Origin of the sequence: Bacillus sp. Root131, assembly GCF_001429475.1 — a bacterium.
Taxonomy (GTDB): Bacteria; Bacillota; Bacilli; order Bacillales; family Bacillaceae_G; genus Bacillus_A; species Bacillus_A thuringiensis_S.
Window position 1 is genome coordinate 47476 of sequence record NZ_LMJQ01000008.1, and the last position, 26239, is coordinate 73714.

Below are 26239 nucleotides of genomic sequence, written 5' to 3' on the forward strand. Positions count from 1 at the left end.
AAATTGTTCATAATTTCACAAACATATTTTTCCTTTTTACTCTATTGAAAATACAAAAATCCAAATTTTTATTGTGCATGTTTTCATGCTATATACATAGTGAGGAGGGAAAAGTGATGAATGGGATTGAAATTTTTGCTAATACAATTTTAAAAGAAGCGTGTAGGGTACAAGCGTCAGATTTACATATTGTGCCCCGGCAGAAGGATGTAGCGGTGCAACTACGTATAGGAAAAGATTTAATGACGAGACAATGTATTGAAAAGGAGTTTGGAGAAAAACTTGTCTCACATTTTAAATTTTTAGCATCTATGGATATAGGAGAGAAACGGAAGCCACAGAATGGTTCGTTGTATTTGCAAATTGATGGACAAGAAGTGTATTTACGCCTTTCAACACTTCCAACAGTATATCAAGAAAGTCTCGTTATTCGCCTTCATTTACAAGCATCTGTTCAGCCCTTATCACATCTTTCGTTATTTCCAAGTACGGCAGCAAAACTACTCTCGTTTTTACGCTATTCACAGGGGCTACTCGTGTTTACTGGACCGACTGGTTCTGGGAAGACAACGACAATGTATGCATTATTAGAGGTAATTAGAAAAAAGAAAACACGTCGTATCATTACACTTGAAGATCCGGTTGAAAAAAGAAGTGACGATGTATTACAAATTCAAATAAATGAAAAAGCGGGTCTTACATATGAAACAGGATTAAAGGCTATTTTACGTCATGATCCAGATATTATTTTAGTCGGTGAAATCCGTGATGAAGAAACAGCAAAAATAGCTATAAGAGCAAGTTTGACAGGACATTTAGTAATGACAACGCTGCATACGAATGATGCGAAAGGAGCAATCATTCGTTTCATGGATTATGGTATAACGAGGCAAGAGATTGAACAGTCTTTATTGGCTGTAGCTGCACAGCGACTTGTCGAATTGAAATGTCCGTTTTGCAGAGGGAAGTGCTCAACTTTATGTAAATCAATGAGGCAAGTAAGGCAAGCAAGCATTTATGAGCTGCTATATGGGTATGAGTTAAAACAAGCGCTTAAAGAAGCGAATGGAGAATGTGTTACTTACAAACATGAGACTTTAGAATCGTCAATACGAAAAGGATATGCTTTAGGGTTTTTAGAAGATGATGTTTATGTTTAAGAAAACTTGGAGTTTAAGTAATCAAGTAGTATTGTTGAAACGTTTAGGAGAATTATTAGAAAAAGGCTACTCTCTTTTACAAGCATTAGAATTTTTACAGTTTCAATTACCTGTAGAAAAGAAAGTACAATTGCAACGCATGGTTGAGGGATTAAAAGATGGGAAAAGTCTACACGATTCTTTTCATCAGTTAAGGTTTCATCAGGACATGTTAAGTTATTTATTTTATGCCGAGCAACATGGTGATATTTCTTTCGCTTTGCAACAAGGAAGTGCACTTCTTTATAAGAAAGATAAGTATAGGAGAGACATGATGAAAATAATGCAGTATCCTATGTTTTTGGTGTTTTTTCTACTAATCATGCTTTTTATTTTCAACCTCATCTTATTACCTCAGGTTGAAATGGTTTATAGTTCGTTCGGTTCTAATACACCACTACTTACAGAACAAATTTTAAGTGCAATAAAAATGCTACCTTACATTATTTTAACCGCTATTGTAACTGTTATTATTGGATGTAGTTTATATATGTTGTATTTTAGGAAACTTCCACATATTAGACAGGTAAAAATCATGCATCGTATTCCCTTCATCAAAACATTTCTTATTTTAAAGCATTCACATTATTTTGCTACTCAGTTGAGTGGTTTATTAAATGGTGGACTATCAGTATGCGAAGCTTTAACAATAATGATGGAGCAAAGATATCATCCGTTCTTTCAATATGAAGCGAGCCGAATTGAAAGACAATTAATTGGAGGAGAACAGTTACAATCTATCATTGCTAAAAGTGGGTATTACGAGAAAGAACTTTCTTATGTTATTACGCATGGACAAGCAAACGGTAATTTAGCGATTGAATTAGGTGACTATAGCGATCTTATTATGGAAAAGATGGAACGGAAAATTAAACATATGGTAGTTATCATTCAGCCTATTTTATTTACATGTATTGGAGGAATCGTTGTCCTTATGTATTTAGCGATGATTATGCCGATGTTTCAAATGATGAATTCTATTTAGGAGGCATTTGTATGCAGAATGAGGAAGGATTTACTCTGTTAGAGATGCTATTAGTAATGGTTGTCATAACTATATTATTACTATTAATTATTCCGAATGTAGTTACACAGCGCTCATCGATCCAAGGAAAAGGGTGTGCAGCTTACGTGAAATCTATAGAAGCGCAAATACAAGTATATCAATTACAACATAATAAAATTCCATCGTTAAAAGAACTGATAGATGAAAAGTATATTACAATTGATAAGTGTCCGAATGGCGAATCTATTCATATTTCAGATGATGGCACAGTATCAATTAGGACATTGTGAAACAACAGGGGTTTACTTTTTTAGAGATGTTACTCGTTTTATTTGCTATTTCTATATTGAGTATAGTTACGTATTTTAGTGTTCATTCCTTATACGAGCGACAAAAAGTTGAACAATTTTTGAGACAGTTTTCAAATGATGTTTTGTATATGCAGCAATTAGCGATAAACCGTCAAAAGCACTATACATTACGTTGGTATAAAGATAGAAATTTGTATGCTATAAAAGAGTTAGGTACAAAGTATTATATCGTCAAGCGGGAGTATGAAGAAGATATACAAATTGATTTGCATACGTTTCCAAACCCGATGACATATAATCCAAGTGGAAATATTAATAGAGGTGGTACGATTATAATTTCGTATCGAAATTATAAATATGAAATTGTATTTCAGCTTGGAAGAGGGAGATTTACGTATCGTGAAATGTCAAAAAGGGTCCATAATGGCTGAAATGATTGTGTCGTTAAGTGTTTTAATGATGGCTGTATCGTTACTACTACCGCAAACAGTATTAGTTATGCAAGAAAGAAAAAATATACAAATTCGTTATAAGGCATCTGGGTTATTAAAAAAAGAAGCAGCTATATATATGTATGGAAATGAAGAAAAGCGAATAATAGAAAAGAATATGAATGGAATTGTGTATTACACATATTGGGGAGGCAATGAAGTTTGTACCATGTGGAGAGATGTGAAAGAAAGAATGGTGGAACAATGCTTTTATGTAGGAGAAAAAGTAAATTAGAATTTGGTTTTTCATTAATAGAAATGATTGTATGTCTGTTTCTATTATCAATATTTTTTTTGCTCTTTCCCCGCCTACATTTCATTGAAATGGAAAATAAACAGTCAAAAGGATTAAATGATTGGGAGTGGGATGTGTTTTTAGGTCAAACGCAATTGGAGTTTCGTGAAGTATCATCTGGAGAACAGCTAGCATTTGAAAATGGAGAAAGTATTTTAAGATTCCGATCGCGTAATGGGAGTGAAGTATCATATGAAAAAGAGAATAGTCGTCTTATAAGAAAGGTAAATAGGCGTGGGAGAGAAGTTGTTTTACAAAATATTGGAACGGTTTCTTACAAACTAACACCTCATGTACTCATTATAAATGTGAAAGATACTAGTGGGAAAATATATGAAGGGGTAGTTATGCGATATAGTGAAATGGAAATGAATGTATGAGAGGGCAAAATGGGTTTACAATGCCTGGAACGATCATCTTTCTTATTTTATTAACTTCTTTTTTTATATACGAAACCAATATGCTGCTTACAGATAAAAATTTTTATATGGAAATAGAACAAAAGTTTTTACTGGATGAACTACTTAACCGATCTATTACAGATATAAAAAAAGACTTACAGCAAAAAGAAAAAGAAGGTGCATTTTTCTTTCAGTATGAAAAGGGAGAAGCGAGTGGGAATTATGTTTTTGAAAATGATTCAATTTTCGTTGCGTTGCAGTGCAAACTCAAACAGGAAGCTTTCTATACGGTGAGCTTTCGGTATAGAAAAAAGGATGGAAAAATAGTCGATTGGATAGAAGGATAATATGTAAAAAATACGAAGAAAAACCAGGGATTTCTATTGTGAATTGAATTGATTTTTTAGAAGAAATGGATAAATATAATGATTAAAAGTTTAAATTTTCTCAAAAAAGAGAAAGGTAGAAAGAATGTGATATATTCATGCTATCCAATCATTATTTTTAGGGAGAATAGGGAAATGACAAACAACAATCAAATAGGTGAAAATAAGGAACAAACTATTTTTGATCATAAAGGAAATACGATTATGACAGAAGATAGAGAAATACACATTATTTCAAAATTCGAAGAACCTCTTATTGTCGTATTAGCAAATGTACTAAGTGATGAAGAGTGTGATAAATTGATTGAAATGTCTAAAAATAAAATGAAGCGTTCTAAAGTTGGTTCATCACGTGATGTAAATGATATTCGAACAAGTAGCGGTGCATTTTTGGAAGACAATGAACTTACTTCAAAGATTGAAAAACGAATTTCATCTATCATGAATGTTCCTGCGTCGCATGGTGAAGGATTGCACATTTTAAATTATGAAGTGGATCAACAATATAAAGCACACTATGATTATTTTGCGGAACATAGTAGATCAGCTGCTAACAATCGTATTAGTACGCTTGTAATGTACTTAAATGATGTAGAAGAAGGCGGGGAAACGTACTTCCCGAAATTAAATCTTTCTGTACATCCTAGAAAGGGAATGGCAGTATACTTTGAGTATTTTTATCAAGATCAATCACTAAATGAGCTTACGTTACATGGAGGGGCACCTGTAACGAAAGGCGAGAAATGGATTGCAACGCAGTGGGTGAGAAGAGGTACTTATAAGTAAAAGCGAGTGTTACGTTTTGTTCTTCATAGTATAAGAACAAAACGTTTTTTTATTAAACAAAGTAGCATCTTTCGTTATAATAACAATTAATAAATGACGATTGAGAGGACAGAAAATGAAATCTATATACATAACCGGCTACATGGGAGCAGGGAAAACAACAATTGGAAAAGCGTTAAGTAAAGAACTTCATATGGATGTTGTAGATACTGATCAAAAAATCGAAGAGAAGCAAGAGAAGGCAATTCGAAATATTTTTGCCGAAGAAGGCGAAATGGCTTTTCGGGAATATGAAAGCGAAATGTTGCGTTCGCTACCAGTCCATAATGTCATTATTACAACTGGTGGGGGAATTATTGAACGAGCGGAAAATCGCAAGTGGATGAAAGAGAACGGAACTGTCGTGTATTTATATTGTGATCCGCATGTAATTGCAGAAAGGCTTCGTGAAGATACGACACGTCCACTATTTCAAAAGAAAGATATAGATGCATTCGTAACGAAATTTGAATCACGCCGAGCTTATTATGAAGAGGCTCACATTCATATCGATACGACAAATAAGTCTGTAAAGCAAATTATGAATGAATTAAAGGAAAAGATTAATGTATAAAAAAGTGGACATACTAATCAAGTAGAGGTGATGATAATATGTCTACTAATGATTATGTTCGCTTTGTGACGCAGCAGTTTGTGTCGTATATGGATGCTCCAAAAGAAGATCGAAAACAAAAGAAAGAACAACGCCGTGCTGAAAAAGAGCCATTTATGAATAAGTGGTTTGGTGTTATGCCGCTGAGTGCTGCTTTGTTTTACCGAAATGTAAAAAGTAAAAGAAAAAAATCAAGTTGAATTTTAGTCATATGTTTAGCAAACCAAAAATCCCCTAGTGTCGTATTACACTAGGGGATTTTTATTTACTGCACGGATTCTTGTTCTTCCGTAACGGCATGTATTTTATTGTTCACCCATACAAATCCTATTCCGATACAAATAGAAATGCCCCAGCCTACAGCGGTCATAATCGCTCTCATTTCACCATAGCCATCTACACCAAAAACAGAGATGAAATAAATTTTTAAAAAGCTTTTTAATATAAATTGTAGCCCGAAAAATAACGTTAAATATTGCAGTGCTGGATATATACGACTATCACGATAAAGCTCACGACTTTTATCGCGATCATGGCCTTGCAGCGCTGCAATATCCGCAGCGAAATATAACATGAGTGGTTTTTTTATGAAAATTGTACAGATGACGATAATACCGAGTACGATGTGATAATATGCATCATTCCACAACATTCGTTCAGCTGAACCAGATAATAAATCTACCGTTGTATTAGAAATGAGTGTAATTAAAATAAAGAACCCTGTCACGTTAAACTGTTTTTCTTTTTTAAAGGTATACAGTGTATAAATAATCCCCGGAACAGAGGAAAGTAACATCGCGTAATAAGGATCGATATAAGGTTTTGCAAATTTCCAAATGAGGAATGGGATTACGAGATAAAAGACAAGATCTAATATAGCTTTTTTATTTTGATTCATACAAAGCCTCCTTAAGTCATACATATATTTTATAATATAATTTCTGAAAATTGTATAAGGTTTAATGGGAAAAGAAAAAATATATCAATTTTCGAGGGGTTAGTAGATTGAAAAAAATTGCCCCTAGCGTAGTAAGTTTTTTTAGTATATAATAAAGGAAACGCTTTCATTTTTAATTTGTTCACAAAATGGACGGAAAATCACATATTTACTATCGATATGTTGCTTTATAATGAAACTAATTAAATATACATGCATACAATATTGTGAAATAAATAACATAAATAATCTATATAAATGTAAACGTTATCAAAAGAGAGAGGTGGAGACAATGAGTAAATTTTTCTTCAATCATAATCCAGCAACAGTAGAGGATGGAAGGCTTGTTAAATATGCTGAAATTATTTATGGAGAAGGTGGCCGTTCTGTATTAGAAAATTTAATGGTGAAGGCATCTATCAGATTGCGTGATCGTTATCCGAATAAATCTGACGAGCAGATCTCGAACCTAGTAAATAAAGGCATCCATGATATGTTTCAAAAATATGTGAGCGAGTAAGAGTGGCCAATGGCTGCTCTTATTTTTTTGTATAAGGATTGTAACTCTAGCTGAAAATAAACATGTATTCTGAAAAACGTAAAAAGGAGTGGGAAAGATGAGCAATGGAATTGGACGTTCGAAAGAAAATCTTCCAACTGATGCAAATCATGTGAGCGCGAAGGATCGTGCGTATCAAAAACGCATGGCAAAGCAAAAACAAAAAGAGCGTAATGAGGATAGAGAGTAACTCGAAATAAAGCTCCTTCTAAAGCAGAAGGAGCTTTATTTTGATAGAAAATGATTCGCGGTAACATAAAAGAGTCCACCGTTAATAATTTGCACTGTAATACGTGGTTCATACTGTTCTTGCAGAGCTTGTTTTTCAATTTCATAGCTCTCAGGAAGTTCGTCACTTTCTTCATAAAAACGGTTTAAAAGGTCTAAATCATGATTCCAACGCACTCTTGCTTCTTTTGCCCATGTATGGTCATCTTCTGCAATTATATTTTTTAAAGCGTCTTCTATGCGTTGTAAACCACTTTGAGGTTTAATGATGGGCGAGAGCGTAAAACAAAAATCAGGTATTTTTGGTGTAAGTTTAATGTTTGTTAATGTTTCATGAAAGTTTGCCATCATTGTTCCAGAAATGAGATGAATACCAATCGAGTGAAGGATGTCTTTTTTTCGATCACATTGATAGGAAACTTTTATATTAATACCGAGCCAAGGGTGGAGCGGTGTATGTGTTGCTCCATTATGTCTTACATCCTCATATAAACGTATGTATGAGCCTAATTCTTTTGTCGTTTGGAAAATTTGATGTAGACGTGGTGAACCGTAGTGAATAAGCTCACCATCATTTTCTTCATTTTCTGGATTTGTAATAAGAGTAAGGCGCATCGGATTCGGTACGCCTCCTGTTTTCTCAAGATAGTGCCAATAAAAAGGGCGATTCATTAATAATTTATCCATCTCAATTGTTAACTGTACATCTAATAAATGAGGAGAACGTTCTAAAATTTCACAGTTATTCGCCTCAAAGAAATTGTATAAGTAATTATGAATTTCATGTTGCTGCATAGCCTTGCACCTCAGCTTCATTTCGTTTCGCAAAGTCGATAATAGATGTTAAGTTTTCCATCTTAATTCTAATTTCACCTTCGCTTTTTGATTGCGCGAAAATTTCTTGAATGTGCGCGTCGATGTTTTTCATATTAATTCTCGTTAAAATTTCATCGAGTTCACCGATAACACGCTCGAATAAGTTGATTTTTTCATATAACAGTTTCAAAATATGTTCTTCAACAGTATGCTTTGTAGCTAAGTTATAAATATGAACATCATTCTTTTGACCGAGACGGTGAATACGCCCGATTCTTTGTTCAAGACGCATTGGATTCCATGGCAAATCATAATTGATCATATGGCTACAAAACTGTAAGTTAATCCCTTCACCACCAGCTTCAGTTGCAATTAATACTTGTGCGTGGTTTTGGAAAAGCTCCTTCATCCAATCTTTCTTCCCGCGTTTAAATCCGCCGCGGAATGGAACGGAAGAAATACCGTGTTGTTGTAAAAACCATTGTAAGTACATTTGTGACGCTCGATATTCTGTGAAAATGACGACTTTATCGTCAATTTCTTTTATAAGCTCTAGAGCTTTAGTTGCTTTCGAGTTGAAAGGAATATGATTAATTTTGTCCATTAGCACATCGATATGTGGATCTTTTATATAATGTTCATTTTCTTTCTGTCTTTTTTCTACATGCTTTTTCAATGAATAGTAAACAGCCTCACGACTACTACACGCTTCCCGTTTTAAAGTTAACGATGAGAAAGCAGATGTGAAGGCGTCTTGTCCTCGCCAATTTTCGATATCATTATATAGAGCTTGTTCTTGTTCATTAAACTCAACAAAAATTGTACGTACATGTCTCTTCGGCCAATCGATACCGGTATTATGTCGTCTATTTCGCACCATTACTTTGTTAATGAGAGCTTTTAAGTCTTCATCTGATTCGGCTGAACGATTTTTGGAAGCGTAATATTCTTCAAAGTTGGATTGATTGCCTAGATGTCCTGGCTTTAATAAAGAAACAAGGTTAAAAATTTCATCAATCTTATTTTGAACAGGAGTAGCGGTTAGTAATAAACAAAACTTCTTTTTTAATCGTTGTGCAAATTCATAGTTTTTTGTTTTATTATTTTTCAGTTTATGTGCTTCATCGATAATAATAAGGTCATATTCTAAGTTCAACACGATATCGCGATGTGGTGAACGTTTCGCAGTATCAATTGATGATACGATTACGTCAGCTTGTTCCCACGAGTAGCTTTTCTTTTGTGCTACAGCGGGAATGAAAAACTTTGTATTCAGCTCGTATGCCCATTGTGATACGAGAGAAGCTGGGACAAGTATAAGTACCTTTTTCACAAGCCCGCGGACCATGTATTCTTTCAAAATAAGTCCAGCTTCGATTGTTTTTCCAAGACCTACTTCATCTGCTAGAATCGCTTTACCATTCATTTGTTCAATTACATTTTGAGCGACTTCTAATTGATGCGGAAGCGGCGTGAAATGGGATAAATGTTTCGGTGCTTGTAGTCCATCAAAAGTAGGAACAAGTAACGATTTTTCTGTTTCATAAGCTAAGTGATATAAATCCCAGTTTGTCCAAGGACCATCTTCATCAATTCTATTTAAAAAATTGTTTTGCCACGTCCGATCTACGGAAATATCGACATTCATTACGACTCTCCCACCTTTTATAAACTAAAGTAATTATTTTTAATGTATGATGATTTACCTTAAAAGAAGGCATAATTATCGTTATTAAAGGCTATATGATAGACAATAATAAAGTATTAAATCTCAAAAGCTGTATTTATTGTGTTTTAACATAAAAAATTCTAAATTATTTTTTATGCTAGAATATTGATGAAATATAGCGAATGATGTTAGGATAATGGTGTGAAATGTGTGGAATCTTTCGTATTTTATCCAAGAAAGTGATTTTTTATTTACGCTTTCATAAAAAAATATAATGAGATTCCGTATATCCTATCTTTTCAGAATGAAAATGTTTAGAAAAGGGAAGCAACTTTTATTGATTTGTCAAAGCATAAGGGGGAGAGAGCATGATTACATTACAACGTACACCGTTATTTGATGTATACGCGAAGTATGGTGGAAAAACAATCGACTTCGGTGGTTGGGAATTACCAGTTCAATTTTCAAGCATTAAAGAAGAACACGAAGCTGTACGTACAGCTGCAGGTTTGTTCGATGTGTCTCATATGGGAGAAGTTGAAGTAAAAGGTGTAGATAGTTTAGCATTTTTACAACGTGTTGTTACAAATGACGTATCTACCTTAAAGGTAGGGGGCGCACAATATACAGCTATGTGCTACGAAAATGGTGGTACAGTAGATGATTTATTAATCTACAAACGTGGTGAAGAAGACTATTTATTAGTAATCAATGCATCAAATATAGAGAAAGATTACGAATGGTTAGCAAGTCATGTAATTGGCGATGCGACAGTAGTCAATGTTTCTAGTGAAGTTGCACAGCTTGCAATTCAAGGACCAAAAGCAGAAGGCATTTTACAAAAAGTTGTGTCAGAAGATTTGAAAGAAATTAAGTTCTTTAAATTTAAAAACAATATTCTTGTAGATGGAATTCCAGCACTTGTATCTCGTACAGGTTACACAGGTGAAGATGGATTCGAAATTTACTGTAAGAGTGAAGATGCTGCAAAACTTTGGGAGAAACTTCTTGAAGTTGGAGCAGAAGAGGGCTTAAAAGCATGTGGTTTAGGTGCTCGTGATACACTGCGATTCGAAGCAACATTACCACTTTATGGACAAGAATTATCAAAAGATATTACACCGATTGAGGCTGGAATTGGCTTTGCGGTAAAAACAAATAAAGAAGCAGACTTCTTTGGAAAAGCAACGTTAAAAGAGCAAAAAGAAAACGGTGCGCCTCGTAAATTAGTCGGCATCGAAGTAATCGAACGTGGAATTCCTCGTACGCATTACCCTGTATTTATTGGTGAAGAAAAAATTGGGGAAGTAACGAGTGGTACACAATCTCCAACGTTAAAGAAAAGCATTGGTTTAGCACTAATTGATGTAAAATACGCAGCAGTTGATACAGAAGTAGAAATTGAAATTCGTAATAAACGCGTCAAAGCAGTAGTTGTTCCAACACCATTTTACAAACGTTCAAAGTAACGGGGAGAGGGGTAGATTTCATGTTGCATCGTTATCTTCCAATGACAGAAGAAGACAAAAAAGAAATGTTACAAACGATCGGCGTTCAAACGATCGATGAATTATTCTCTGATATTCCAGAGAGTGTTCGTTTTAAAGGGGATTTAAAAATTAAAGAAGCAAAATCAGAGCCAGAGCTTTTAAAAGAGCTATCTCAAATGGCTAGTAAAAATGCTAACTTAAAAGAATACGCTTCTTTCTTAGGAGCAGGCGTATACGATCATTATGCTCCAGTAATTGTAGATCATGTTATTTCTCGCTCAGAATTTTATACAGCTTACACACCATACCAACCGGAAATTTCACAAGGGGAATTACAAGCAATCTTTGAATTCCAAACAATGATTTGTGAATTAACAGGAATGGATGTAGCAAACTCTTCTATGTATGACGGGGGTACAGCTTTAGCTGAAGCGGCAATGTTAGCAGCTGGCCATACTCGCAAAAAGAAAATTCTTGTATCTAGCGCGGTTCATCCAGAATCAAGAGCAGTACTTGAAACGTATGCAAAAGGTCAAAATCTTGAAGTTGTTGAAATTAATCATAAAGATGGTGTAACAGATTTAGACGTATTACAAAGTGAAGTAGATGATACAGTTGCTTGTGTAATCGTTCAATATCCAAACTTCTTTGGACAAGTTGAAAAATTAGCTGATATTGAAAAAATCGTTCATCAACAAAAATCATTATTTATCGTTTCTTCAAATCCATTATCATTAGGCGCATTAACACCACCAGGGAAATTTGGTGCTGATATTGTAATCGGTGATGCACAACCATTTGGTATCCCAACGCAGTTTGGTGGACCGCATTGTGGTTACTTTGCAACAACGAAAGCATTTATGCGTAAAATTCCAGGACGTCTTGTTGGACAAACTGTAGATTCAGATGGTAAACGTGGATTTGTATTAACGTTACAAGCACGTGAACAGCATATTCGCCGTGATAAAGCGACATCTAACATTTGTTCAAACCAAGCGTTAAATGCATTAGCAGCTTCTGTTGCAATGACGGCACTTGGCAAACAAGGTGTGAAAGAAATGGCACGTCAAAACATTTCTAAAGCACAATATGCAAAACGTCAATTTGAAGCGAAAGGCTTTACTGTAACATTTGCTGGACCATTCTTCAATGAGTTTGTTGTAGATTGCAAACGTCCAGTGAAAGAAGTAAACGATGCATTATTACAAAAGAATATTATCGGCGGTTACGATCTAGGCCGTGATTATAAAGAGCATGAAAACCATATGCTTGTAGCGGTAACTGAGCTTCGTACGAAAGAGGAAATTGACACACTTGTAAACGAAATGGGGGCTATCCAATGAAGAACCAAGACCAAGCACTTATCTTTGAAGTGACTAAAGAAGGACGCGTAGGATATAGCTTACCCAAATTAGATGTAGAAGAAGTGAAACTAGAAGATGTGTTTGAGAGCGATTATATTCGAGTAGAAGATGCAGAGCTACCAGAAGTATCTGAACTTGATATTATGCGCCACTATACAGCACTTTCAAACCGTAACCACGGTGTTGATTCTGGATTCTATCCACTTGGATCTTGTACGATGAAATATAATCCGAAAATTAATGAGAGTGTAGCTCGTTTCGCAGGATTTGCAAATATTCATCCACTGCAAGATGAAAAGACAGTACAAGGTGCAATGGAATTAATGTACGACTTACAAGAGCATTTAATCGAAATTACAGGTATGGATACTGTTACTTTACAACCAGCAGCTGGTGCACACGGAGAATGGACAGGTTTAATGTTAATTCGTGCATACCATGAAGCAAATGGTGATTTTAACCGTACGAAAGTAATTGTGCCTGACTCTGCTCACGGAACGAATCCAGCATCTGCAACTGTAGCTGGTTTTGAAACAATTACAGTAAAATCAAATGAAAATGGCCTTGTTGATTTAGAAGACTTAAAACGTGTTGTCAATGAAGAAACAGCAGCACTTATGTTAACAAATCCTAATACATTAGGTCTATTTGAAGAAAATATTTTAGAAATGGCAGAAATTGTCCATAATGCAGGCGGTAAATTATACTATGATGGTGCAAACTTAAATGCGGTATTAAGCCAAGCGCGCCCAGGAGATATGGGATTTGACGTTGTGCATTTAAACCTTCATAAAACATTTACAGGTCCTCACGGCGGTGGTGGCCCAGGTTCTGGTCCAGTAGGTGTGAAAGCTGATTTAATTCCGTACTTACCAAAACCGATTTTAGAAAAAACGGAAAATGGTTATCACTTCAACTACGACCGTCCAGAAGCAATTGGTCGTGTGAAGCCATTCTATGGTAACTTCGGAATTAACGTTCGTGCATACACGTATATTCGCTCTATGGGTCCAGATGGCTTGCGTGCAGTAACTGAGTATGCTGTATTAAATGCGAACTATATGATGAGAAGATTAGCGCCATTCTACGATCTTCCATTCGATAGACATTGTAAGCATGAATTTGTATTATCAGGTCGTCGTCAAAAGAAACTTGGCGTACGTACATTAGATATTGCAAAACGTCTGCTTGATTTCGGTTACCATCCACCAACAATTTACTTCCCATTAAATGTGGAAGAATGTATTATGATTGAGCCGACAGAAACAGAATCAAAAGAAACATTAGATGGTTTCATTGATAAGATGATTCAAATCGCTAAAGAAGTAGAAGAAAATCCAGAAGTTGTACAAGAAGCACCGCATACGACAGTCATTAAACGTTTAGACGAAACGATGGCTGCACGTAAACCAGTTTTACGTTATGCAAAGCCAGCTCCTGTACAAGTTTGATTAGAATAACAAAAAAAGAACTCGCTGCGGCGGGTTCTTTTTTTGTATGGAGAATTTGTGCAGAAATAGTGAAGAAAATGTTAAAAAATTATATTTTTTGTTTCCTAATGGTGTAAAGGTGTAGTTTTATAGGTAGTTTTGTTGAAAAAGTCGGTTTGATAAAAGTATTTATTTTTGTTAGAATTTTATTGAAATTAAGAAGATGTGATGAGGCAAAAATTACTCATTTTTATGTATATGTGAAAAAACGAGCAAGACGGGGGTGAAAGTGTGGGATATCGATGTTATAGAATGGTATACCATTTAGAAAATGGAGAAACAATTAAAGATGTAAAAGAATTTTGCTATCGAGACCAAGGGAAAGTGTTAGAAAGAGTAGCAAATCGTGTAATGGATAATAGAGAAGTGACGGCAATTGATAAACAAGGAACAATCATTTCAATAGCATGTGAGGACATTGTAAAGGTGGAACTTGATTACATAACAGAAAGTTAACCTTGAGTCATATCGAATTATTCGATAAAATAAACTGTTGAATGGTGAAGTGAGAAGAGAGGAGTTTATCATGGGTAGTACAAGACACTTTTATATGTTTATCTTAGCGTTTGTTCTTGTTGTGGCATTAACGATTTACTTAATCGTTGACAGCAGCTGGTACAACACAGTTCATCCGGCATTTCTTCTGTTTATGTATATAGGAATTGCAGTAGTAAGTTTCGGAATGAGAGACGAGATGTTAGATCGCTTTGAAAAGTGATACATATACGAAAGACCAACAGGGAAATGTTGGTCTTTTTTTCTTGGGGAAATTTCAAAAGGCACGTTCTTCAATAACGACAATACGAGAGCAGTAGTTTATAAAAAGAAACGCTATTTGGCACATCTTTTGGAGTATGTAATATAAAGCTGAAAACGATGATGAGAATAAGAAATAGGAAAAATAAAAATAGGATTTGTTTATGTATAGAATTTGGCATATTATTCACTCCTTTTTTAGGTAGTCTGTCCAAAAGAAAGGAGTGTATGAAAAATTTTAGGAGGGGAGAATGATGAACAAAAGAAAATGGTTATATAGAATAGGGGTACTTTTCGTTTCAATCGGTCTCATATTAGCAAATTTTTATTCAGACATACCATCACCGTTTCCTAATTTGCATAAAGGGATTGGTATAAGTATTGTCATAGTTGGTCTGTTTTGTCTTATTGCATCTAACTTTTATAGAAAATCTGAATGAATACAAAAAAGGACAGTTACTCTTTTTTAGAAGTACTGTCCTTTTTAAATAACTTATTCCATAGCTTGGCGATACTCCATATAATGACGATTGCAATGGAGGCGATAATGGACCAAACAATCGATATAATTTCAAGTGTCATGTTAGGAAGGAATGTGAGAATGGATAATACTTTATGAAACAATGATTCTATTATATGAAAACTTATTTGTAATAGAATGACAATCCCGAGTGTAATCCATGCTAACAGTTGATTCCCTTTTTCTTTCCACATGACATTCACCTCACGTTAGCTTAATAGTTTTAAGCCAACAGCGCCGCATAAAATGCAGCTTAAGAAAGCAAGACGACGCCAATCCGCTGATTCTCGGAAAATGAGAATGCCTAGAAGTGCACTTCCAGCAGTTCCGATTCCAGTCCAAATCGCGTAAGCAGTTCCCATCGGTAACGTGTTCATCGCAAGAGATAAGAAGAAGAAGCTTACGCCGAAGTTAGCGATTAAAATAACTTTTGGTGCCCAGCCTTTCTTTTCAGTGGCTACTTTCATAAAGAGTACACCAATAATTTCACAAATACCAGCTAGAATTAAAAATACCCAAGCCATTTTATGCAGCCTCCTTCGTTTCTTTTTCTTCTGTTACTCGTTTTAGACCAATTACTCCGAAGAAGATTAAACCGATTAATAAAACTTTTACAATAGAGAAAGGTTCTCCGAAGATGAAAATCTCTGTAAGAACGATTCCGCCAGCTCCGATTCCTGTGAAGACTGCATATACAGTGCCGACAGGTAAATCTTTATAAGCTCTAAATAATAAGACGAAACTAATTGTAATTAATAGAGCAACACCAGCCCACTCAAGTGGTGCCTCCGCTTTTTTTAGTCCAATCACCCAAAAGATTTCAATAATACCAGCGATGATTACATAAATCCATGCCATATGTCATTTCTCCTTCCTACCAGTCGTTAGGTAAAGTGCTTAAAAACGACGCATTGCAAAGGAGCAATCCGTCAGTTTGAAAGTCCGCGCCAAAATACTTTCCAAGAAGCGTCTAAACGTGTCTCAAAACGATTTAAACCTGCGTATAATAGTTCAACCATAAGACCATCGAGTAAGCATAGAAAAGCCTCTAAGGCGTCTTTTACTTCAATGTTATGCAGCTCATCTTGTTCGCTTGCTCTTTTAAATACAGGGAATAAAAGTTTTCCGACGTTTTCAATGTGTACATTTGCTTTATCAATAATTTGTTCGCGAAATGCATCAGGCGGAAAATAAGAAGTTCGTAACCAAAACATTGATTCTTCACTTTCACCAAATCGTTTTGCATAGCCTTTTAATAATTTTAAAAGCAATTCTTCAGTGGACGAATTGGAAAAGCTTTCGATATCGCCTGTGAAGCTCTGCAAATCTTTTTGAAGAGCAGATTCTAAGCATATGAAATATAGCTCTTCTTTTCCTTTAAAGTGTGCGTAAATCGATGGTTTTTTAATCCCAACTTCTTGAGCAATATTTGCCAATGAAGTTCCTTCATAGCCGTAGCGTGCGAAATGAGAAAGTGCTACAGCTTTAATGCGGTTTGCTGTCATTTTCATCCCCTACCTACCGTTCGTTAGGTTAATTATATGAGATGAAAAATATAATGTCAATAGGTGAAGAGCTGAAAAAGAGCGTTATAGGTAACGCTCTTTTTAGACAGTCTCTCGCTTAATTAAATGGAATGAAAGCTCTTTTGGACTGCCGACAATTTGCTCGCTTTGAATCTGCTTATGGAATAAAGAAAAAGCATGTGAGCCCATTGCGAGACCGGGATGTTCAATTGTGGAAATTTCTAATGCCTTTGAAATTTCATGATTATCAAATCCAAGGATAGCAAGGTCTTCAGGTACTCGGATGCCATGTTTTCGAGCCTCTGTTAATAAACCAGCTGCAACTTGATCGTTCGCTGTGAAAATAGCAGTTGGACGATTTTTCATATTTAAAATACGATGGAGTATTTGTGCTCCGTCCTGCATTGTATAGCATTGGTGGAAAATCCATTCAGGATGCAACGTCTTCCCTTCATTACAAAGTGTATCGGCGAACGCCTTTTCACGCTCCATGGAATTTACACTTGTTTTTCTCGCTAAACAAATTCCGATCTTTTCATGGCCTTTACTTAGTAAATAGGTAGTACCGAGACGAAAGCCTTCATAATGATCTACGTAGATGGATGAAATGAGGGGATGGTTCATTTTTTCACATGAAATAATAGGGGCAAATTTTGCGAAAGGTTCGATTTGTTCCCAAGAGCTCGTCCGGGAGCAAATAATCATCCCATCAAATTGTTTCATTTTCATCATTTCAAGAACACGAATTTCTTCAAGGCTATCGTAATTTGTTTGGCATAAATTAATGTGATACCCAGCTAATAATGCTTCGTTACCAATTCCTTCAATAATGGTACTGAAGTAGGGGAGGTTAATGAAAGGGAGCATAACGCCAATTGTATATGTTTTCCCTCTTATTAAATGGACAGCATTTATATTTTTTGCGTAGTTTAATTCTTCAACAGCATCTAGAACACGCTTACGCTTTTCTTCTTTTACGTAAGGGTGATTATTCAGGACACGAGAAACAGTTGATATCGATACACCAGCAGTTTTAGCAATTTGTTTTATATTGGCCATATGTATCACCTCTTTCTCTTATTATAAAGGGAAAATAATAAGAAAGAAAAAATCTTGACCTGAAAAGCTTTTCACAAACTATGGTATTAATAAGACTTCTTTTTATTCGCGTAACCTTTTCACTTGGGCGTAAGAATGATAGGGGTCTTTTTTGTTTGCAAAAAGTGTTGTCAAAATGTGTGAGAATAACGTGGAAAGTTTTCAAAGGTGTAGTTTGGTGACAAAGCGAATATGAAGAGCATATAAAGTGAAACTTTAATCAGTGGGCGCCATCCCCCACTGATTATTAGCCGGCACTAATCGGGCCGTTAGTGCGGGATCAACGCTTCGTTCGTTAAGAGAGCGGTATGAAAGGGCGGAAACAAATTGAAAAAAAGAATCATTTGTTTCGTGTTTTCTAGTTTTGTACTTAGTTCGTGTTCGTTTCAGCAAACGATGCAAGAAGAAAAACACTTTGTGGGAACAACAGGAGGAGCTATGGATCGTGTTACGGATCCTATTCCGCTAAAGGAAATTCCAAAATATTTTCCGGTGAAGTTTAAAGTTCCAACGTTTTTACCGTACGACATTATAAGTGATGTAAAGGGTGAAGTAAGAACGCTTGGGAAAAAGAAGGCTGTCTTAACGATTAAATATAAACAGCAGGAGCAAGGTAGAAATGAGTATATTGAGTTAAATGTCGCGAACTTTCCTTATAGTTTTCCGGATTTCGTGGAAGAGAAGCGATTTCAAGAACAAATGAAACTAAATAATGGAACGTCTGCTTATTTTAAAAATAAAGATGATTATGAACGTGGTGACGAATTTGCTACGCTTCTATGGAAAGAGAAAGGAATTGAATATCAGCTATTGTATCGGAATGTAGAAGAGAGCGATAAAGACACGATTAAGCAAAATTTATTATACATTGCGAATAAGATGAAATGAAAAAACTAGCTGATTTATTCAGCTAGTTTTTTGTATGTTATTATTTCTTTTTAATTTTGCCTGTCCAAGATTTAAATCCACCTTGTAATTGGTAGAAATCTTTGTAGCCTTGTTTTTTTAAGTATTGCGCTGCACGACCTGTACGGAATCCGCTTTGGCAATATAAGTAAACAGGTTGATCTTGACGAAGTTCTTTATGGCGAAGGCGAATTTGTGATAACGGAATGTTACGTGCACCTAAAATGTGCCCTGCGTTATATTCATCTGTTTCACGAATATCGATAAGCTGTGCTTTACGGTAGCCAGCGCGAAATTCTTCTTCTGTAAGAGTTTTAATTAATTTTTTCTGATAGAAGTACATCCATACAGTGTAGCCGATGAATGCTACGATTACGGCTAATAAAATAATCCAAGTTGTTGACACGATTCTATCGCTCCCTTTTTTCTTATCCTACTTTCAATATTATAATGCCCATATGTATTTATGCAACAGATTCATTTGCATATAAGAAGAAATTTCGTATTCTTTCACAAATTTTGTCGAATTTGGTAGACTAGAGAATGTGAAAAATACTTGGTTATATGAGGTGCAGGATGGGAAAAGAAAAATGGTGTTATATTAACTCTGGTCAATGTTCACCGGCATTTAATATGGCGTTAGATGAATGTTTATTAAATTGGCAAAGTGAAAAGAAAATGCCACCAACAATTCGTTTTTATGAATGGGAAGTACCAACATTAACAGTTGGATATTTTCAACGTGTTGAAAAAGATATTAATATGGATGTAGTTAACGAAAAGAAATATGGATTCGTTCGTCGTCAAACAGGCGGCAGGGGTGTACTACATGACAAAGAGTTAACGTATAGTGTTATTGTGTCTGAAGATCATCCGAATATGCCGAAAACAGTTACAGAAGCGTATCGTGTTATTTCGCAAGGCTTATTAGATGGTTTTAAGGCATTAGGGCTAGAAGCATATTATGCAGTTCCAAAAACAGAAGCAGATCGTGAAAATTTAAAAAATCCACGTTCAGGCGTATGTTTTGATGCACCATCTTGGTATGAAATTGTAGTGGAAGGAAGAAAAATTGCTGGTAGTGCTCAAACACGTCAAAAAGGTGTTATTTTACAGCATGGATCGATTCCATTAGAAATTGATTTAGATGAACTATATGATCTATTTTTATTCCCAAATGAACGTGTGAAGGAACGTATGAAAAGTATGTTTTCTTCTAAAGCGGTAGCAATTAATGAATTAACAGACCGTACATTTACGATAGAACAGTTAATTAAAGCGTTTGAAATTGGGTTTGAAAAAGGATTGGATGTAGAACTTGTTCCATATGAATTAACAGAAGAACAGTTACATGAAGTTCAAACGTTAGCGAAAGAGAAGTATGAAAGTAATGAGTGGAATTATAAAAAATAAGAGATGGCAATTGCCACCTCTTATTTTTTTATAGTAAATTAAGTACTTTTTCTACTTTGATTCCTTTATCTTGTAAAGAACGAAGGCGACTTACAACGTCCATAATTTCTTTGTCAAATGTAACGCTAATACCTTGGCTTTGTAGTTCTTCTTTTAAGCTTTCAATAGAATCATCTATGTCGATGCCAAGCTCGTAATCTTGACAAACTTCAATTGTCTTTTTCACGAGTTTAACATAATTTTCTTGTAGTTTTGAATTTGTTTCAGTCAAAGCAGGCTGCTTCGGTTTTGCAGGAGCAACCGGTGCTGTTTCTTGCTTTGTAACTGGAGTAGGGACTACTTTTTTCACAGGTGCTGGAGTAGTTAGTTCTACAGCCGCTTCTACACTTACTGGCTTCGGTGTCGGTACCGGAGTAGGCTTAGGTGCCATAGCAGGTGTTTCCACACGCGTAACAGGCTTAGGAGCGGGTGGAATTGCTTTTGGAGCTTCTACAACTACTTCTTTTTTCGGCGCTGCTTCTACCTGTGTTTCTTCTTGCTCGGCAGCGTCTTTATTTTCTTTACTCCACATAACGCGTTCAATTTCTAGAGAAACATTGTTTTTGTTCATCGCTGTTAATGTAACTTTACCAACTTCAGCGTTTCCAGTGAAATCAACAATTTTATAAATAACACTCTTGTTCCAATCCACGTTTCCGCTCAAAAATAATTCTTCGTTACATTTCGGCGTTAAGCCCTCGATTTTAATTTCTGCGTTTACACCGTTTTCACTATATACCATAATTAGCGAAGCATTTACATCTTCGTCTGCTAACATTAGTTCACGTACCATTTTGCCGGTGCGTACTTGCGTTTTCTTCTTAACTGACATCTAATTTCTCCTCTCAAAAATTCAGTAATAATAAAAAAATCGTATAACGAAAAATAATTGCTCACGAAGATTTATGATACCGATAATAAAAGCATCACGTCAACAATTAACTTTAATTATTTTGCATTTTTCTTATTTTCTTTATGAAATTTTTCAATTTGTAAAATTAGACAGAAGAAAAACAGCCTTTTGAAGGGCTGTTAAAAATTTGATTTTTTGTATAGTAATTTATATAAAATAAAAAATAAGATAGCAATTAAGGCACTTTGCCAAAAGTTTAGATGGTAAATGAGATAAGGTTGCTTTTGGAAATAAATATTTAAGAATACAGCGGAACAAAATGGAGTAGCAAATGCGAATCCAAATAGAATTCTTCTTTTCCAATTCATTTTCTGATCAAAGGAGTAACGCTTTAATAAATATAAAATAAATAGTATACCTAGTATAATTATTGAAACAGACAAAGTAGTTCCAAGGATGCTAAAAGGCGGACTTGATAATGTATTGTTTTTTTCAAAGAGAAACATAAAAAATGAAATAATTGCATTTATGCCAAACTGTATAGCAAGAAGTAAGCTAATAGAAAATCCAATTAAAGAAGTTTTTTCTAACTTTGTTTGAGTTGGTAAAGCTGATATAAGTTCATCGCAATAAGATTGTAAATTATCTCCAAAGATGTCATAAGCGTTTTTATTTTCTGCTTGTGCTTCGATGAGGTGATCTAATATTTCTAGTAACAGTTCCTCCATTTGTTGCTCGGGTACGTTTGATATTCGAAGATATACTAACATATCACCATAAGCAGCCTCGTTTTCGGAAGTTAGAAGCTCACGTTTTTTATTATTCAATTCAATCATGTCTTGTGCATTCATCCCTATCACTCCCCCTGTAATAAGTTATTTACCGTAGTAGAAACCATTCCCCAGCTTTGTTTAAATTCTTCAAGTTGTTCTAACCCTTTATCGGTTACGTGATAATATTTTCGCTTTGGACCGAGTGAGGAAGCTTTTAATGTTCCTTCAATCAATTTTTGTTTTTGCATACGTAACAATAACGGATATATGCTTCCTTCGCTTACGAATGTAAAGCCGTGCTTATTTAATTTTGTACTCAGTTCATATCCGTACACTTCTTCTTGTGAAATAATGTATAGGATGCAACCTTCGAGCACACCTTTTAACATTTGGCTGTGCATGATTTCACCACCTTTTATTTAGGTAACTTGCGTTGCAAGGTAGCTGTTATCCAAATTATAACATTCAGTAACTTGCAAAGCAAGTTACTGAAGTGGAAAACTTTAATGCGTGTTAATTTTTCAATGCTTCCCATACTAACGAGAGGAGGGAAGCATATGAAACCATTTATGCCAAAACTCGTTTACTTTGAACCAAAGGCACTTGAATATCCACTTGGAAAAGAGCTTTATGAGAAGTTTACGAAGATGGGATTAGAAATTCGTGAAACGACATCACATAATCAAATTAGAAATTTGCCAGGAGAAAATGATTTGCAAAAGTATCGTAATGCAAAGGCTACACTTGTCGTTGGAGTGAGGAAGACGCTAAAGTTTGATACGTCAAAACCGTCAGCTGAATATGCAATTCCGCTCGCAACAGGGTGTATGGGACATTGTCATTATTGCTATTTGCAAACGACACTTGGGAGTAAGCCTTACGTTCGTGTGTATGTCAATCTTGATGAAATATTTGAGAAGGCAAAGCAATATATGGATGAAAGGGCACCTGAAATAACAAGATTTGAAGCAGCGTGTACATCAGACATTGTTGGAATTGATCATTTAACACATGCATTAAAGCGGGCGATTGAATTCATTGGAGAAAGTGAATATGGGCGCTTACGTTTCGTCACGAAATATTCGCACGTTGATCATTTATTAGATGCAAAGCATAATGGGAAAACTCGTTTTCGATTTAGTATAAATTCACGATCTGTAATTAAAAATTTTGAACCAGGGACATCGCCGTTTGAGGAGCGAATAGAGGCTGCACGTAAAGTAGCAGGTGCGGGTTATCCACTTGGATTTATAGTTGCGCCGCTTTATATGCATGAAGGGTGGGAAGAAGGATACCGTGAACTATTTGAGCGACTGTACAATGCACTAAAAGATTTGTCGATACCAAATTTAACATTTGAATTAATTCAACATCGCTTTACAAAACCGGCAAAAAAGGTCATTCAAGAGCGTTATCCGAAGACGAAACTTGAAATGGATGAGGAGAAGCGTAAATATAAATGGGGACGATACGGCATCGGAAAATACGTATATAAAAAAGATGAAGCAGCAGTATTGGAAGAAACGATAAGAGGTTATATAAATGAGTTTTTTCCTAATGCAGAAATACAATACTTTACTTAAGGGGAGTCTGTATGCAAATACAGATTCTTTTTTGTTTTATATATTTAGGCTCGTTTCCACCTTGTCACGTTATTCTTTCTGGTGTATCATTTTATTGATTGCTTCGTACGGAATAAGCAAAATGAACTTGGATGGAGGAAACCGATGCCTACCCCTAGTATGGAAGATTATATTGAACAAATTTATTTGTTGATTGATGAAAAGGGTTATGCCCGCGTATCTGATATTGCTGAAGCGCTTAGTGTACATCCATCCTCTGTAACAAAAATGGTGCAAAAATTAGACAAAGATGAATATCTAATTTATGAAAAATATAGAGGGCTTGTATTAACAACAAAAGGTAAAAAAATCGGAGAACGTCTCGTATATCGTCATGACTTGCTAGAGCAATTTATGCGTATTATCGGTGTGGATGAAGGTAAAATTTACAATGATGTAGAAGGAATTGAGCATCATTTAAGTTGGGAAGCGATTGATCGCATTGGTGATTTAGTGGAATACTTTGAACAAGATGCAGTCCGAGTGGAAACACTTCGCGGTGTTCAAAGAGCAAATGAAGAGAAAAGTAATTAAGGGGAACGTATGGCGTTTCCTTTTTTATTTCAATTCGAAAAGGATGGGAGAATTATGAAAGCAATTATTTTTGATTTTGATGGATTAATTGTGGACACAGAAACGATATGGTTTCACTCTTTCAGAGATGCTGTTCGTGAATACGGCGAAGAACTACCTTTAGAGGAATTTGCGAAATGCATTGGAACAACAGATGAGGTACTTTATGCATATTTAAATGATCAATTAAAAGAGAAGTTTAACAAAAGTGCATTAAAAGAAAAAGTGGCAACTTTACATAAAGAGAAAATGAAAATACCAAAAGCTCGTGACGGGGTAAAAGAATATTTAGAAGAAGCGAAAGAAATGGGATTAAAAATCGCACTAGCTTCTAGTTCGTCTAGAGAATGGGTTATTCATTTTTTAGAAGAGCTACAGATTCGAGATTATTTTGAAGTTATTAAAACGAGAGAAGATGTTGAGAAGGTAAAACCAGATCCAGCTCTTTATCGAATTGCAATAGAAGAATTAGGAATTAAGCCGTCTGAAGCTGTTGTGTTTGAAGATTCATTAAATGGATTGAGAGCAGCAATTGCAGCGGGATTAACGTGCGTTGTGGTACCTAATGATGTGACACGGAATTTACCATTTGAAAATCATCATCTTCGAATTGAAAGTATGAGAGAGAAAAGTTTAAAAGAAGTGCTTCAAAGTATAAAAAAAGACCGTATTTCCTAAAAGGAAGCACGGTCTTTCTTTTTGCTTTTTTTGCCTTCAATGACAGTTAAATGAGACTGTTTTCTTTTTCGTTTCAAAGTGGAAGAATTCCCTTTTTTACTTTTGTCATTAGAAGTATTTGACTTAAAGAAAGAATTGCCTAGGGGTGCTACATTTTGTTTCCCATGTTTGCGGTTCGATTGTTTTGCCGCACGCTTATATGAGCTTTGCGAATTTGCAGAACCACTGGAATTTGTAAACATCTTGTATAGCAAGTAAAAGATACCGACAACAAGTAACATGTACCCGATATTTCTTAATACACCCATGGGATTTGTAATAACAGATGAAACAAGGCCGAATATTGCCAATCCGATAATAAGCACAAATATAGCGAAAGTAAACGAACGACCGTTCATAAGGGACACCTCCTAAAAACGTATATTAAAATTAGTATATTAACGATGAGGAAAGGAGTTGAACACCATTTTTAAATAATTATTGTTTGTTCTCTAAACGTAATAATTCTTCAAACGATGCAATTGCTACTTCCACTTGATCATCTGTTGGTTCTTTCGTTGTTAATAGTTGTAGCCATAATCCAGGATATCCAAGTACGCGTAATACGGGAATATCTCGTAATCGATTTGTAAATTGCAATACTTCAAAAGAAATACCAAGTACAACTGGAATTAATAAAATTCTGTTTATAACTCGTGCCCAAAGAGGATCTGTAGGGACTAGGAAATAAACGAACATTCCAATAATGACTGTAAATATAATAAAGCTACTGCCGCATCTATAATGGAGACGAGTTTGCTTTTGAACGTTTTCTACAGTCAGAGGAAGGTCATTCTCATAAGCATTGATTACCTTATGCTCTGCACCGTGATACTGAAATACCCGCTTAATAAGTGGGGTTAAAGAAATAAAGTATATATAGCTCAATAATAGCATGAGCTTAATGACACTTTCGACAATGATTTGCCCAGTATGAGATGGGAAAATCGGTCTTGTTAATTCAGCTAATAGTGCAGGAACTGCTGTGAAAATGACTTTACCGAATATGAAAGATAAAACGCCAACAGCTGCAACTCCTAATACCATCGTTAATTTTGATTGTTCTTCTTTTTTATTAGCAATTTGTTCATCATCTTCTGGGTGGACGTCAAATCGTTCAGAAGCGAAGTTTAAATGCTTTGCTCCATTCGCACTTGCATCCACAATAGCGGCAATCCCTCGTAAAAATGGAATTTTTTTTAGGATAGATAATACTTTATTACGAACGCGTGGTAATCGATAAAATTCAATCGATTTATCTTTACGACGAACCGCTGTAACAGTATATTCTCTACCGCCAAACATAACTCCTTCTATGACCGCTTGCCCGCCATATATTTGTTTTGACTCTTCTGCCATGTTA

General features: G+C 35.3%; 38 protein-coding genes. 23 read left to right on the forward strand and 15 right to left on the reverse strand.

Features of this window, described 5'->3' with window-relative positions:
* Positions 1-116 precede the first annotated feature (116 nt).
* From comGA to ASE54_RS19375, 10 genes are all read left to right on the forward strand, one after another.
* Positions 117-1160 (forward strand): competence type IV pilus ATPase ComGA, encoded by a 1044-nt coding sequence (gene comGA, locus ASE54_RS19330; protein ID WP_001013181.1) that lies wholly within the window; start codon positions 117-119, stop codon positions 1158-1160.
* Entirely contained in the window at positions 1147-2184 is a 1038-nt protein-coding gene (gene comGB, locus ASE54_RS19335; protein ID WP_003257965.1) for a competence type IV pilus assembly protein ComGB, read from the forward strand. The genes comGA and comGB overlap by 14 nt, the downstream gene beginning before the upstream one ends.
* Positions 2185-2195: 11 nt before the next feature.
* Positions 2196-2495 carry a competence type IV pilus major pilin ComGC gene (gene comGC / locus ASE54_RS19340; RefSeq protein ID WP_001178680.1) on the forward strand — a complete coding sequence of 100 codons (300 nt, stop codon included), beginning with the start codon at positions 2196-2198 and terminating at the stop codon, positions 2493-2495.
* Positions 2492-2947 (forward strand): competence type IV pilus minor pilin ComGD, encoded by a 456-nt coding sequence (comGD, locus tag ASE54_RS19345; protein ID WP_003257968.1) that lies wholly within the window; start codon positions 2492-2494, stop codon positions 2945-2947. Before comGC ends, comGD begins: the two co-directional genes overlap by 4 nt.
* Positions 2940-3242 carry a hypothetical protein gene (locus ASE54_RS19350; RefSeq protein WP_000829465.1) on the forward strand — a complete coding sequence of 101 codons (303 nt, stop codon included), beginning with the start codon at positions 2940-2942 and terminating at the stop codon, positions 3240-3242. The genes comGD and ASE54_RS19350 overlap by 8 nt, the downstream gene beginning before the upstream one ends.
* A complete protein-coding gene (gene comGF, locus ASE54_RS19355) occupies positions 3212-3682 on the forward strand; it encodes a competence type IV pilus minor pilin ComGF (protein WP_000923110.1) in 471 nt (156 codons plus the stop codon). Before ASE54_RS19350 ends, comGF begins: the two co-directional genes overlap by 31 nt.
* The gene (gene comGG, locus ASE54_RS19360; RefSeq protein ID WP_001214886.1) at positions 3679-4050 is read left to right on the forward strand and encodes a competence type IV pilus minor pilin ComGG; all 372 of its coding nucleotides are present in this window, start codon (positions 3679-3681) and stop codon (positions 4048-4050) included. The genes comGF and comGG overlap by 4 nt, the downstream gene beginning before the upstream one ends.
* A 174-nt stretch (positions 4051-4224) precedes the next feature.
* Positions 4225-4875 carry a 2OG-Fe(II) oxygenase gene (locus ASE54_RS19365; protein WP_000183866.1) on the forward strand — a complete coding sequence of 217 codons (651 nt, stop codon included), beginning with the start codon at positions 4225-4227 and terminating at the stop codon, positions 4873-4875.
* Between the two features lie 115 nt (positions 4876-4990).
* The gene (gene aroK, locus ASE54_RS19370; RefSeq protein ID WP_000836635.1) at positions 4991-5488 is read left to right on the forward strand and encodes a shikimate kinase AroK; all 498 of its coding nucleotides are present in this window, start codon (positions 4991-4993) and stop codon (positions 5486-5488) included.
* A gap of 38 nt (positions 5489-5526) precedes the next feature.
* Positions 5527-5727 carry a YqzE family protein gene (locus ASE54_RS19375; RefSeq protein WP_000106083.1) on the forward strand — a complete coding sequence of 67 codons (201 nt, stop codon included), beginning with the start codon at positions 5527-5529 and terminating at the stop codon, positions 5725-5727.
* Positions 5728-5792: 65 nt separating this feature from the next.
* On the opposite strand, the gene ASE54_RS19380 is transcribed toward ASE54_RS19375, so the two are convergent.
* Both ASE54_RS19380 and ASE54_RS34875 read right to left on the reverse strand, forming a co-directional pair.
* A complete protein-coding gene (locus tag ASE54_RS19380; protein WP_001073111.1) occupies positions 5793-6425 on the reverse strand; it encodes a VC0807 family protein in 633 nt (210 codons plus the stop codon).
* Between the two features lie 141 nt (positions 6426-6566).
* A complete protein-coding gene (locus ASE54_RS34875) occupies positions 6567-6683 on the reverse strand; it encodes a hypothetical protein (protein ID WP_001987222.1) in 117 nt (38 codons plus the stop codon).
* A gap of 73 nt (positions 6684-6756) precedes the next feature.
* Here ASE54_RS34875 and ASE54_RS19385 point away from each other — a divergent pair, with 73 nt between their 5' ends.
* Both ASE54_RS19385 and ASE54_RS37410 read left to right on the forward strand, forming a co-directional pair.
* Positions 6757-6984: a hypothetical protein gene (locus tag ASE54_RS19385; RefSeq protein ID WP_000032702.1), complete on the forward strand. Its 228-nt coding sequence runs from the start codon at positions 6757-6759 to the stop codon at positions 6982-6984.
* Between the two features lie 97 nt (positions 6985-7081).
* On the forward strand, positions 7082-7213 hold the full coding sequence (locus tag ASE54_RS37410) for a hypothetical protein (protein ID WP_000064667.1): 132 nt from the start codon (positions 7082-7084) through the stop codon (positions 7211-7213).
* A 35-nt stretch (positions 7214-7248) separates the two neighbouring features.
* Here the strand turns inward: ASE54_RS37410 and ASE54_RS19390 are convergent, their stop codons facing one another.
* Both ASE54_RS19390 and ASE54_RS19395 read right to left on the reverse strand, forming a co-directional pair.
* Positions 7249-8046 (reverse strand): YqhG family protein, encoded by a 798-nt coding sequence (locus tag ASE54_RS19390; RefSeq protein WP_001183964.1) that lies wholly within the window; start codon positions 8044-8046, stop codon positions 7249-7251.
* A complete protein-coding gene (locus ASE54_RS19395; RefSeq protein ID WP_001100039.1) occupies positions 8033-9715 on the reverse strand; it encodes an SNF2-related protein in 1683 nt (560 codons plus the stop codon). The genes ASE54_RS19390 and ASE54_RS19395 overlap by 14 nt, the downstream gene beginning before the upstream one ends.
* 389 nt (positions 9716-10104) lie before the next feature.
* Here ASE54_RS19395 and gcvT point away from each other — a divergent pair, with 389 nt between their 5' ends.
* The 6 genes from gcvT (at position 10105) to ASE54_RS19425 (ending at position 15276) form a co-directional block, all read left to right on the forward strand.
* Positions 10105-11205, forward strand: a complete 1101-nt coding sequence (gene gcvT, locus ASE54_RS19400; RefSeq protein WP_000631776.1) for a glycine cleavage system aminomethyltransferase GcvT — start codon at positions 10105-10107, stop codon at positions 11203-11205.
* A gap of 20 nt (positions 11206-11225) precedes the next feature.
* Complete coding sequence (gene gcvPA / locus ASE54_RS19405) at positions 11226-12569, forward strand: aminomethyl-transferring glycine dehydrogenase subunit 1 (RefSeq protein WP_000903240.1); 1344 nt, start codon at positions 11226-11228, stop codon at positions 12567-12569.
* Entirely contained in the window at positions 12566-14041 is a 1476-nt protein-coding gene (gene gcvPB / locus ASE54_RS19410; RefSeq protein ID WP_000795712.1) for an aminomethyl-transferring glycine dehydrogenase subunit 2, read from the forward strand. Before gcvPA ends, gcvPB begins: the two co-directional genes overlap by 4 nt.
* A gap of 291 nt (positions 14042-14332) precedes the next feature.
* Positions 14333-14536: a DUF3929 family protein gene (locus ASE54_RS19415; protein ID WP_000262496.1), complete on the forward strand. Its 204-nt coding sequence runs from the start codon at positions 14333-14335 to the stop codon at positions 14534-14536.
* A gap of 70 nt (positions 14537-14606) precedes the next feature.
* Entirely contained in the window at positions 14607-14798 is a 192-nt protein-coding gene (locus ASE54_RS19420) for a hypothetical protein (protein ID WP_000535933.1), read from the forward strand.
* A gap of 289 nt (positions 14799-15087) precedes the next feature.
* Positions 15088-15276, forward strand: a complete 189-nt coding sequence (locus ASE54_RS19425; RefSeq protein WP_002082175.1) for a hypothetical protein — start codon at positions 15088-15090, stop codon at positions 15274-15276.
* A gap of 16 nt (positions 15277-15292) precedes the next feature.
* Here ASE54_RS19425 and ASE54_RS19430 read toward each other — a convergent pair whose 3' ends face one another.
* From ASE54_RS19430 to ASE54_RS19450, 5 genes are all read right to left on the reverse strand, one after another.
* Positions 15293-15550 (reverse strand): DUF3975 family protein, encoded by a 258-nt coding sequence (locus tag ASE54_RS19430; protein ID WP_000265402.1) that lies wholly within the window; start codon positions 15548-15550, stop codon positions 15293-15295.
* Positions 15551-15565: 15 nt separating this feature from the next.
* Positions 15566-15880, reverse strand: coding sequence for a multidrug efflux SMR transporter (locus ASE54_RS19435; protein WP_000312623.1), 315 nt, complete (start codon positions 15878-15880; stop codon positions 15566-15568).
* Between the two features lies 1 nt (position 15881).
* Positions 15882-16214: a multidrug efflux SMR transporter gene (locus ASE54_RS19440; protein WP_000312340.1), complete on the reverse strand. Its 333-nt coding sequence runs from the start codon at positions 16212-16214 to the stop codon at positions 15882-15884.
* 71 nt (positions 16215-16285) lie between these two features.
* On the reverse strand, positions 16286-16867 hold the full coding sequence (locus ASE54_RS19445) for a TetR/AcrR family transcriptional regulator (RefSeq protein ID WP_002082177.1): 582 nt from the start codon (positions 16865-16867) through the stop codon (positions 16286-16288).
* A gap of 96 nt (positions 16868-16963) precedes the next feature.
* Complete coding sequence (locus ASE54_RS19450; protein WP_001273991.1) at positions 16964-17941, reverse strand: LacI family DNA-binding transcriptional regulator; 978 nt, start codon at positions 17939-17941, stop codon at positions 16964-16966.
* Positions 17942-18331: 390 nt separating this feature from the next.
* On the opposite strand from ASE54_RS19450, the gene ASE54_RS19455 reads away from it, so the two are divergent.
* Entirely contained in the window at positions 18332-18868 is a 537-nt protein-coding gene (locus ASE54_RS19455) for a hypothetical protein (protein ID WP_033668925.1), read from the forward strand.
* Between the two features lie 40 nt (positions 18869-18908).
* Here ASE54_RS19455 and ASE54_RS19460 read toward each other — a convergent pair whose 3' ends face one another.
* The gene (locus tag ASE54_RS19460; protein ID WP_000108654.1) at positions 18909-19292 is read right to left on the reverse strand and encodes a rhodanese-like domain-containing protein; all 384 of its coding nucleotides are present in this window, start codon (positions 19290-19292) and stop codon (positions 18909-18911) included.
* A 170-nt stretch (positions 19293-19462) separates the two neighbouring features.
* On the opposite strand from ASE54_RS19460, the gene ASE54_RS19465 reads away from it, so the two are divergent.
* A complete protein-coding gene (locus tag ASE54_RS19465; protein ID WP_000514076.1) occupies positions 19463-20299 on the forward strand; it encodes a biotin/lipoate A/B protein ligase family protein in 837 nt (278 codons plus the stop codon).
* Positions 20300-20327: 28 nt separating this feature from the next.
* Here ASE54_RS19465 and ASE54_RS19470 read toward each other — a convergent pair whose 3' ends face one another.
* The 3 genes from ASE54_RS19470 to ASE54_RS19480 form a co-directional block, all read right to left on the reverse strand.
* The gene (locus ASE54_RS19470; RefSeq protein WP_000111891.1) at positions 20328-21170 is read right to left on the reverse strand and encodes a hypothetical protein; all 843 of its coding nucleotides are present in this window, start codon (positions 21168-21170) and stop codon (positions 20328-20330) included.
* 200 nt (positions 21171-21370) lie between these two features.
* Positions 21371-22042: a DUF1129 family protein gene (locus ASE54_RS19475; protein WP_000993585.1), complete on the reverse strand. Its 672-nt coding sequence runs from the start codon at positions 22040-22042 to the stop codon at positions 21371-21373.
* A gap of 5 nt (positions 22043-22047) precedes the next feature.
* Positions 22048-22365 carry a PadR family transcriptional regulator gene (locus tag ASE54_RS19480; RefSeq protein ID WP_000556088.1) on the reverse strand — a complete coding sequence of 106 codons (318 nt, stop codon included), beginning with the start codon at positions 22363-22365 and terminating at the stop codon, positions 22048-22050.
* A 156-nt stretch (positions 22366-22521) separates the two neighbouring features.
* Here ASE54_RS19480 and splB point away from each other — a divergent pair, with 156 nt between their 5' ends.
* The 3 genes from splB to ASE54_RS19495 all read left to right on the forward strand — a co-directional run bounded on the left by splB (position 22522) and on the right by ASE54_RS19495 (position 24837).
* The gene (gene splB / locus ASE54_RS19485) at positions 22522-23547 is read left to right on the forward strand and encodes a spore photoproduct lyase (protein WP_000802104.1); all 1026 of its coding nucleotides are present in this window, start codon (positions 22522-22524) and stop codon (positions 23545-23547) included.
* A gap of 144 nt (positions 23548-23691) precedes the next feature.
* A complete protein-coding gene (gene mntR, locus ASE54_RS19490) occupies positions 23692-24120 on the forward strand; it encodes a transcriptional regulator MntR (protein WP_001143081.1) in 429 nt (142 codons plus the stop codon).
* 54 nt (positions 24121-24174) lie between these two features.
* Positions 24175-24837 (forward strand): HAD family hydrolase, encoded by a 663-nt coding sequence (locus ASE54_RS19495; RefSeq protein WP_014894887.1) that lies wholly within the window; start codon positions 24175-24177, stop codon positions 24835-24837.
* Here the strand turns inward: ASE54_RS19495 and ASE54_RS19500 are convergent.
* Positions 24834-25235 (reverse strand): SA1362 family protein, encoded by a 402-nt coding sequence (locus ASE54_RS19500; RefSeq protein ID WP_001014463.1) that lies wholly within the window; start codon positions 25233-25235, stop codon positions 24834-24836. The two genes, ASE54_RS19495 and ASE54_RS19500, sit on opposite strands and share 4 nt — an antisense overlap.
* A 79-nt stretch (positions 25236-25314) precedes the next feature.
* Positions 25315-26235 (reverse strand): DUF1385 domain-containing protein, encoded by a 921-nt coding sequence (locus ASE54_RS19505; RefSeq protein ID WP_000807119.1) that lies wholly within the window; start codon positions 26233-26235, stop codon positions 25315-25317.
* Positions 26236-26239 lie beyond the last annotated feature (4 nt).

Bases quoted from the DNA above. Each gene is read 5' to 3' on its own strand.
- comGA (WP_001013181.1), top strand. From the start codon at position 117: ATGAATGGGATTGAAATTTTTGCTAATACAATTTTAAAAGAAGCGTGT.
- comGB (WP_003257965.1), top strand. From the start codon at position 1,147: ATGTTTATGTTTAAGAAAACTTGGAGTTTAAGTAATCAAGTAGTATTG.
- comGC (WP_001178680.1), top strand. From the start codon at position 2,196: ATGCAGAATGAGGAAGGATTTACTCTGTTAGAGATGCTATTAGTAATG.
- ASE54_RS19350 (WP_000829465.1), top strand. From the start codon at position 2,940: ATGGCTGAAATGATTGTGTCGTTAAGTGTTTTAATGATGGCTGTATCG.
- comGF (WP_000923110.1), top strand. From the start codon at position 3,212: ATGCTTTTATGTAGGAGAAAAAGTAAATTAGAATTTGGTTTTTCATTA.
- comGG (WP_001214886.1), top strand. From the start codon at position 3,679: ATGAGAGGGCAAAATGGGTTTACAATGCCTGGAACGATCATCTTTCTT.
- ASE54_RS19365 (WP_000183866.1), top strand. From the start codon at position 4,225: ATGACAAACAACAATCAAATAGGTGAAAATAAGGAACAAACTATTTTT.
- aroK (WP_000836635.1), top strand. From the start codon at position 4,991: ATGAAATCTATATACATAACCGGCTACATGGGAGCAGGGAAAACAACA.
- ASE54_RS19375 (WP_000106083.1), top strand. From the start codon at position 5,527: ATGTCTACTAATGATTATGTTCGCTTTGTGACGCAGCAGTTTGTGTCG.
- ASE54_RS19380 (WP_001073111.1), bottom strand. From the start codon at position 6,425: ATGAATCAAAATAAAAAAGCTATATTAGATCTTGTCTTTTATCTCGTA.
- ASE54_RS34875 (WP_001987222.1), bottom strand. From the start codon at position 6,683: ATGCATGTATATTTAATTAGTTTCATTATAAAGCAACATATCGATAGT.
- ASE54_RS19385 (WP_000032702.1), top strand. From the start codon at position 6,757: ATGAGTAAATTTTTCTTCAATCATAATCCAGCAACAGTAGAGGATGGA.
- ASE54_RS37410 (WP_000064667.1), top strand. From the start codon at position 7,082: ATGAGCAATGGAATTGGACGTTCGAAAGAAAATCTTCCAACTGATGCA.
- ASE54_RS19390 (WP_001183964.1), bottom strand. From the start codon at position 8,046: ATGCAGCAACATGAAATTCATAATTACTTATACAATTTCTTTGAGGCG.
- ASE54_RS19395 (WP_001100039.1), bottom strand. From the start codon at position 9,715: ATGAATGTCGATATTTCCGTAGATCGGACGTGGCAAAACAATTTTTTA.
- gcvT (WP_000631776.1), top strand. From the start codon at position 10,105: ATGATTACATTACAACGTACACCGTTATTTGATGTATACGCGAAGTAT.
- gcvPA (WP_000903240.1), top strand. From the start codon at position 11,226: ATGTTGCATCGTTATCTTCCAATGACAGAAGAAGACAAAAAAGAAATG.
- gcvPB (WP_000795712.1), top strand. From the start codon at position 12,566: ATGAAGAACCAAGACCAAGCACTTATCTTTGAAGTGACTAAAGAAGGA.
- ASE54_RS19415 (WP_000262496.1), top strand. From the start codon at position 14,333: ATGGTATACCATTTAGAAAATGGAGAAACAATTAAAGATGTAAAAGAA.
- ASE54_RS19420 (WP_000535933.1), top strand. From the start codon at position 14,607: ATGGGTAGTACAAGACACTTTTATATGTTTATCTTAGCGTTTGTTCTT.
- ASE54_RS19425 (WP_002082175.1), top strand. From the start codon at position 15,088: ATGATGAACAAAAGAAAATGGTTATATAGAATAGGGGTACTTTTCGTT.
- ASE54_RS19430 (WP_000265402.1), bottom strand. From the start codon at position 15,550: ATGTGGAAAGAAAAAGGGAATCAACTGTTAGCATGGATTACACTCGGG.
- ASE54_RS19435 (WP_000312623.1), bottom strand. From the start codon at position 15,880: ATGGCTTGGGTATTTTTAATTCTAGCTGGTATTTGTGAAATTATTGGT.
- ASE54_RS19440 (WP_000312340.1), bottom strand. From the start codon at position 16,214: ATGGCATGGATTTATGTAATCATCGCTGGTATTATTGAAATCTTTTGG.
- ASE54_RS19445 (WP_002082177.1), bottom strand. From the start codon at position 16,867: ATGAAAATGACAGCAAACCGCATTAAAGCTGTAGCACTTTCTCATTTC.
- ASE54_RS19450 (WP_001273991.1), bottom strand. From the start codon at position 17,941: ATGGCCAATATAAAACAAATTGCTAAAACTGCTGGTGTATCGATATCA.
- ASE54_RS19465 (WP_000514076.1), top strand. From the start codon at position 19,463: ATGGGAAAAGAAAAATGGTGTTATATTAACTCTGGTCAATGTTCACCG.
- ASE54_RS19470 (WP_000111891.1), bottom strand. From the start codon at position 21,170: ATGTCAGTTAAGAAGAAAACGCAAGTACGCACCGGCAAAATGGTACGT.
- ASE54_RS19475 (WP_000993585.1), bottom strand. From the start codon at position 22,042: ATGAATGCACAAGACATGATTGAATTGAATAATAAAAAACGTGAGCTT.
- ASE54_RS19480 (WP_000556088.1), bottom strand. From the start codon at position 22,365: ATGCACAGCCAAATGTTAAAAGGTGTGCTCGAAGGTTGCATCCTATAC.
- splB (WP_000802104.1), top strand. From the start codon at position 22,522: ATGAAACCATTTATGCCAAAACTCGTTTACTTTGAACCAAAGGCACTT.
- mntR (WP_001143081.1), top strand. From the start codon at position 23,692: ATGCCTACCCCTAGTATGGAAGATTATATTGAACAAATTTATTTGTTG.
- ASE54_RS19495 (WP_014894887.1), top strand. From the start codon at position 24,175: ATGAAAGCAATTATTTTTGATTTTGATGGATTAATTGTGGACACAGAA.
- ASE54_RS19500 (WP_001014463.1), bottom strand. From the start codon at position 25,235: ATGAACGGTCGTTCGTTTACTTTCGCTATATTTGTGCTTATTATCGGA.
- ASE54_RS19505 (WP_000807119.1), bottom strand. From the start codon at position 26,235: ATGGCAGAAGAGTCAAAACAAATATATGGCGGGCAAGCGGTCATAGAA.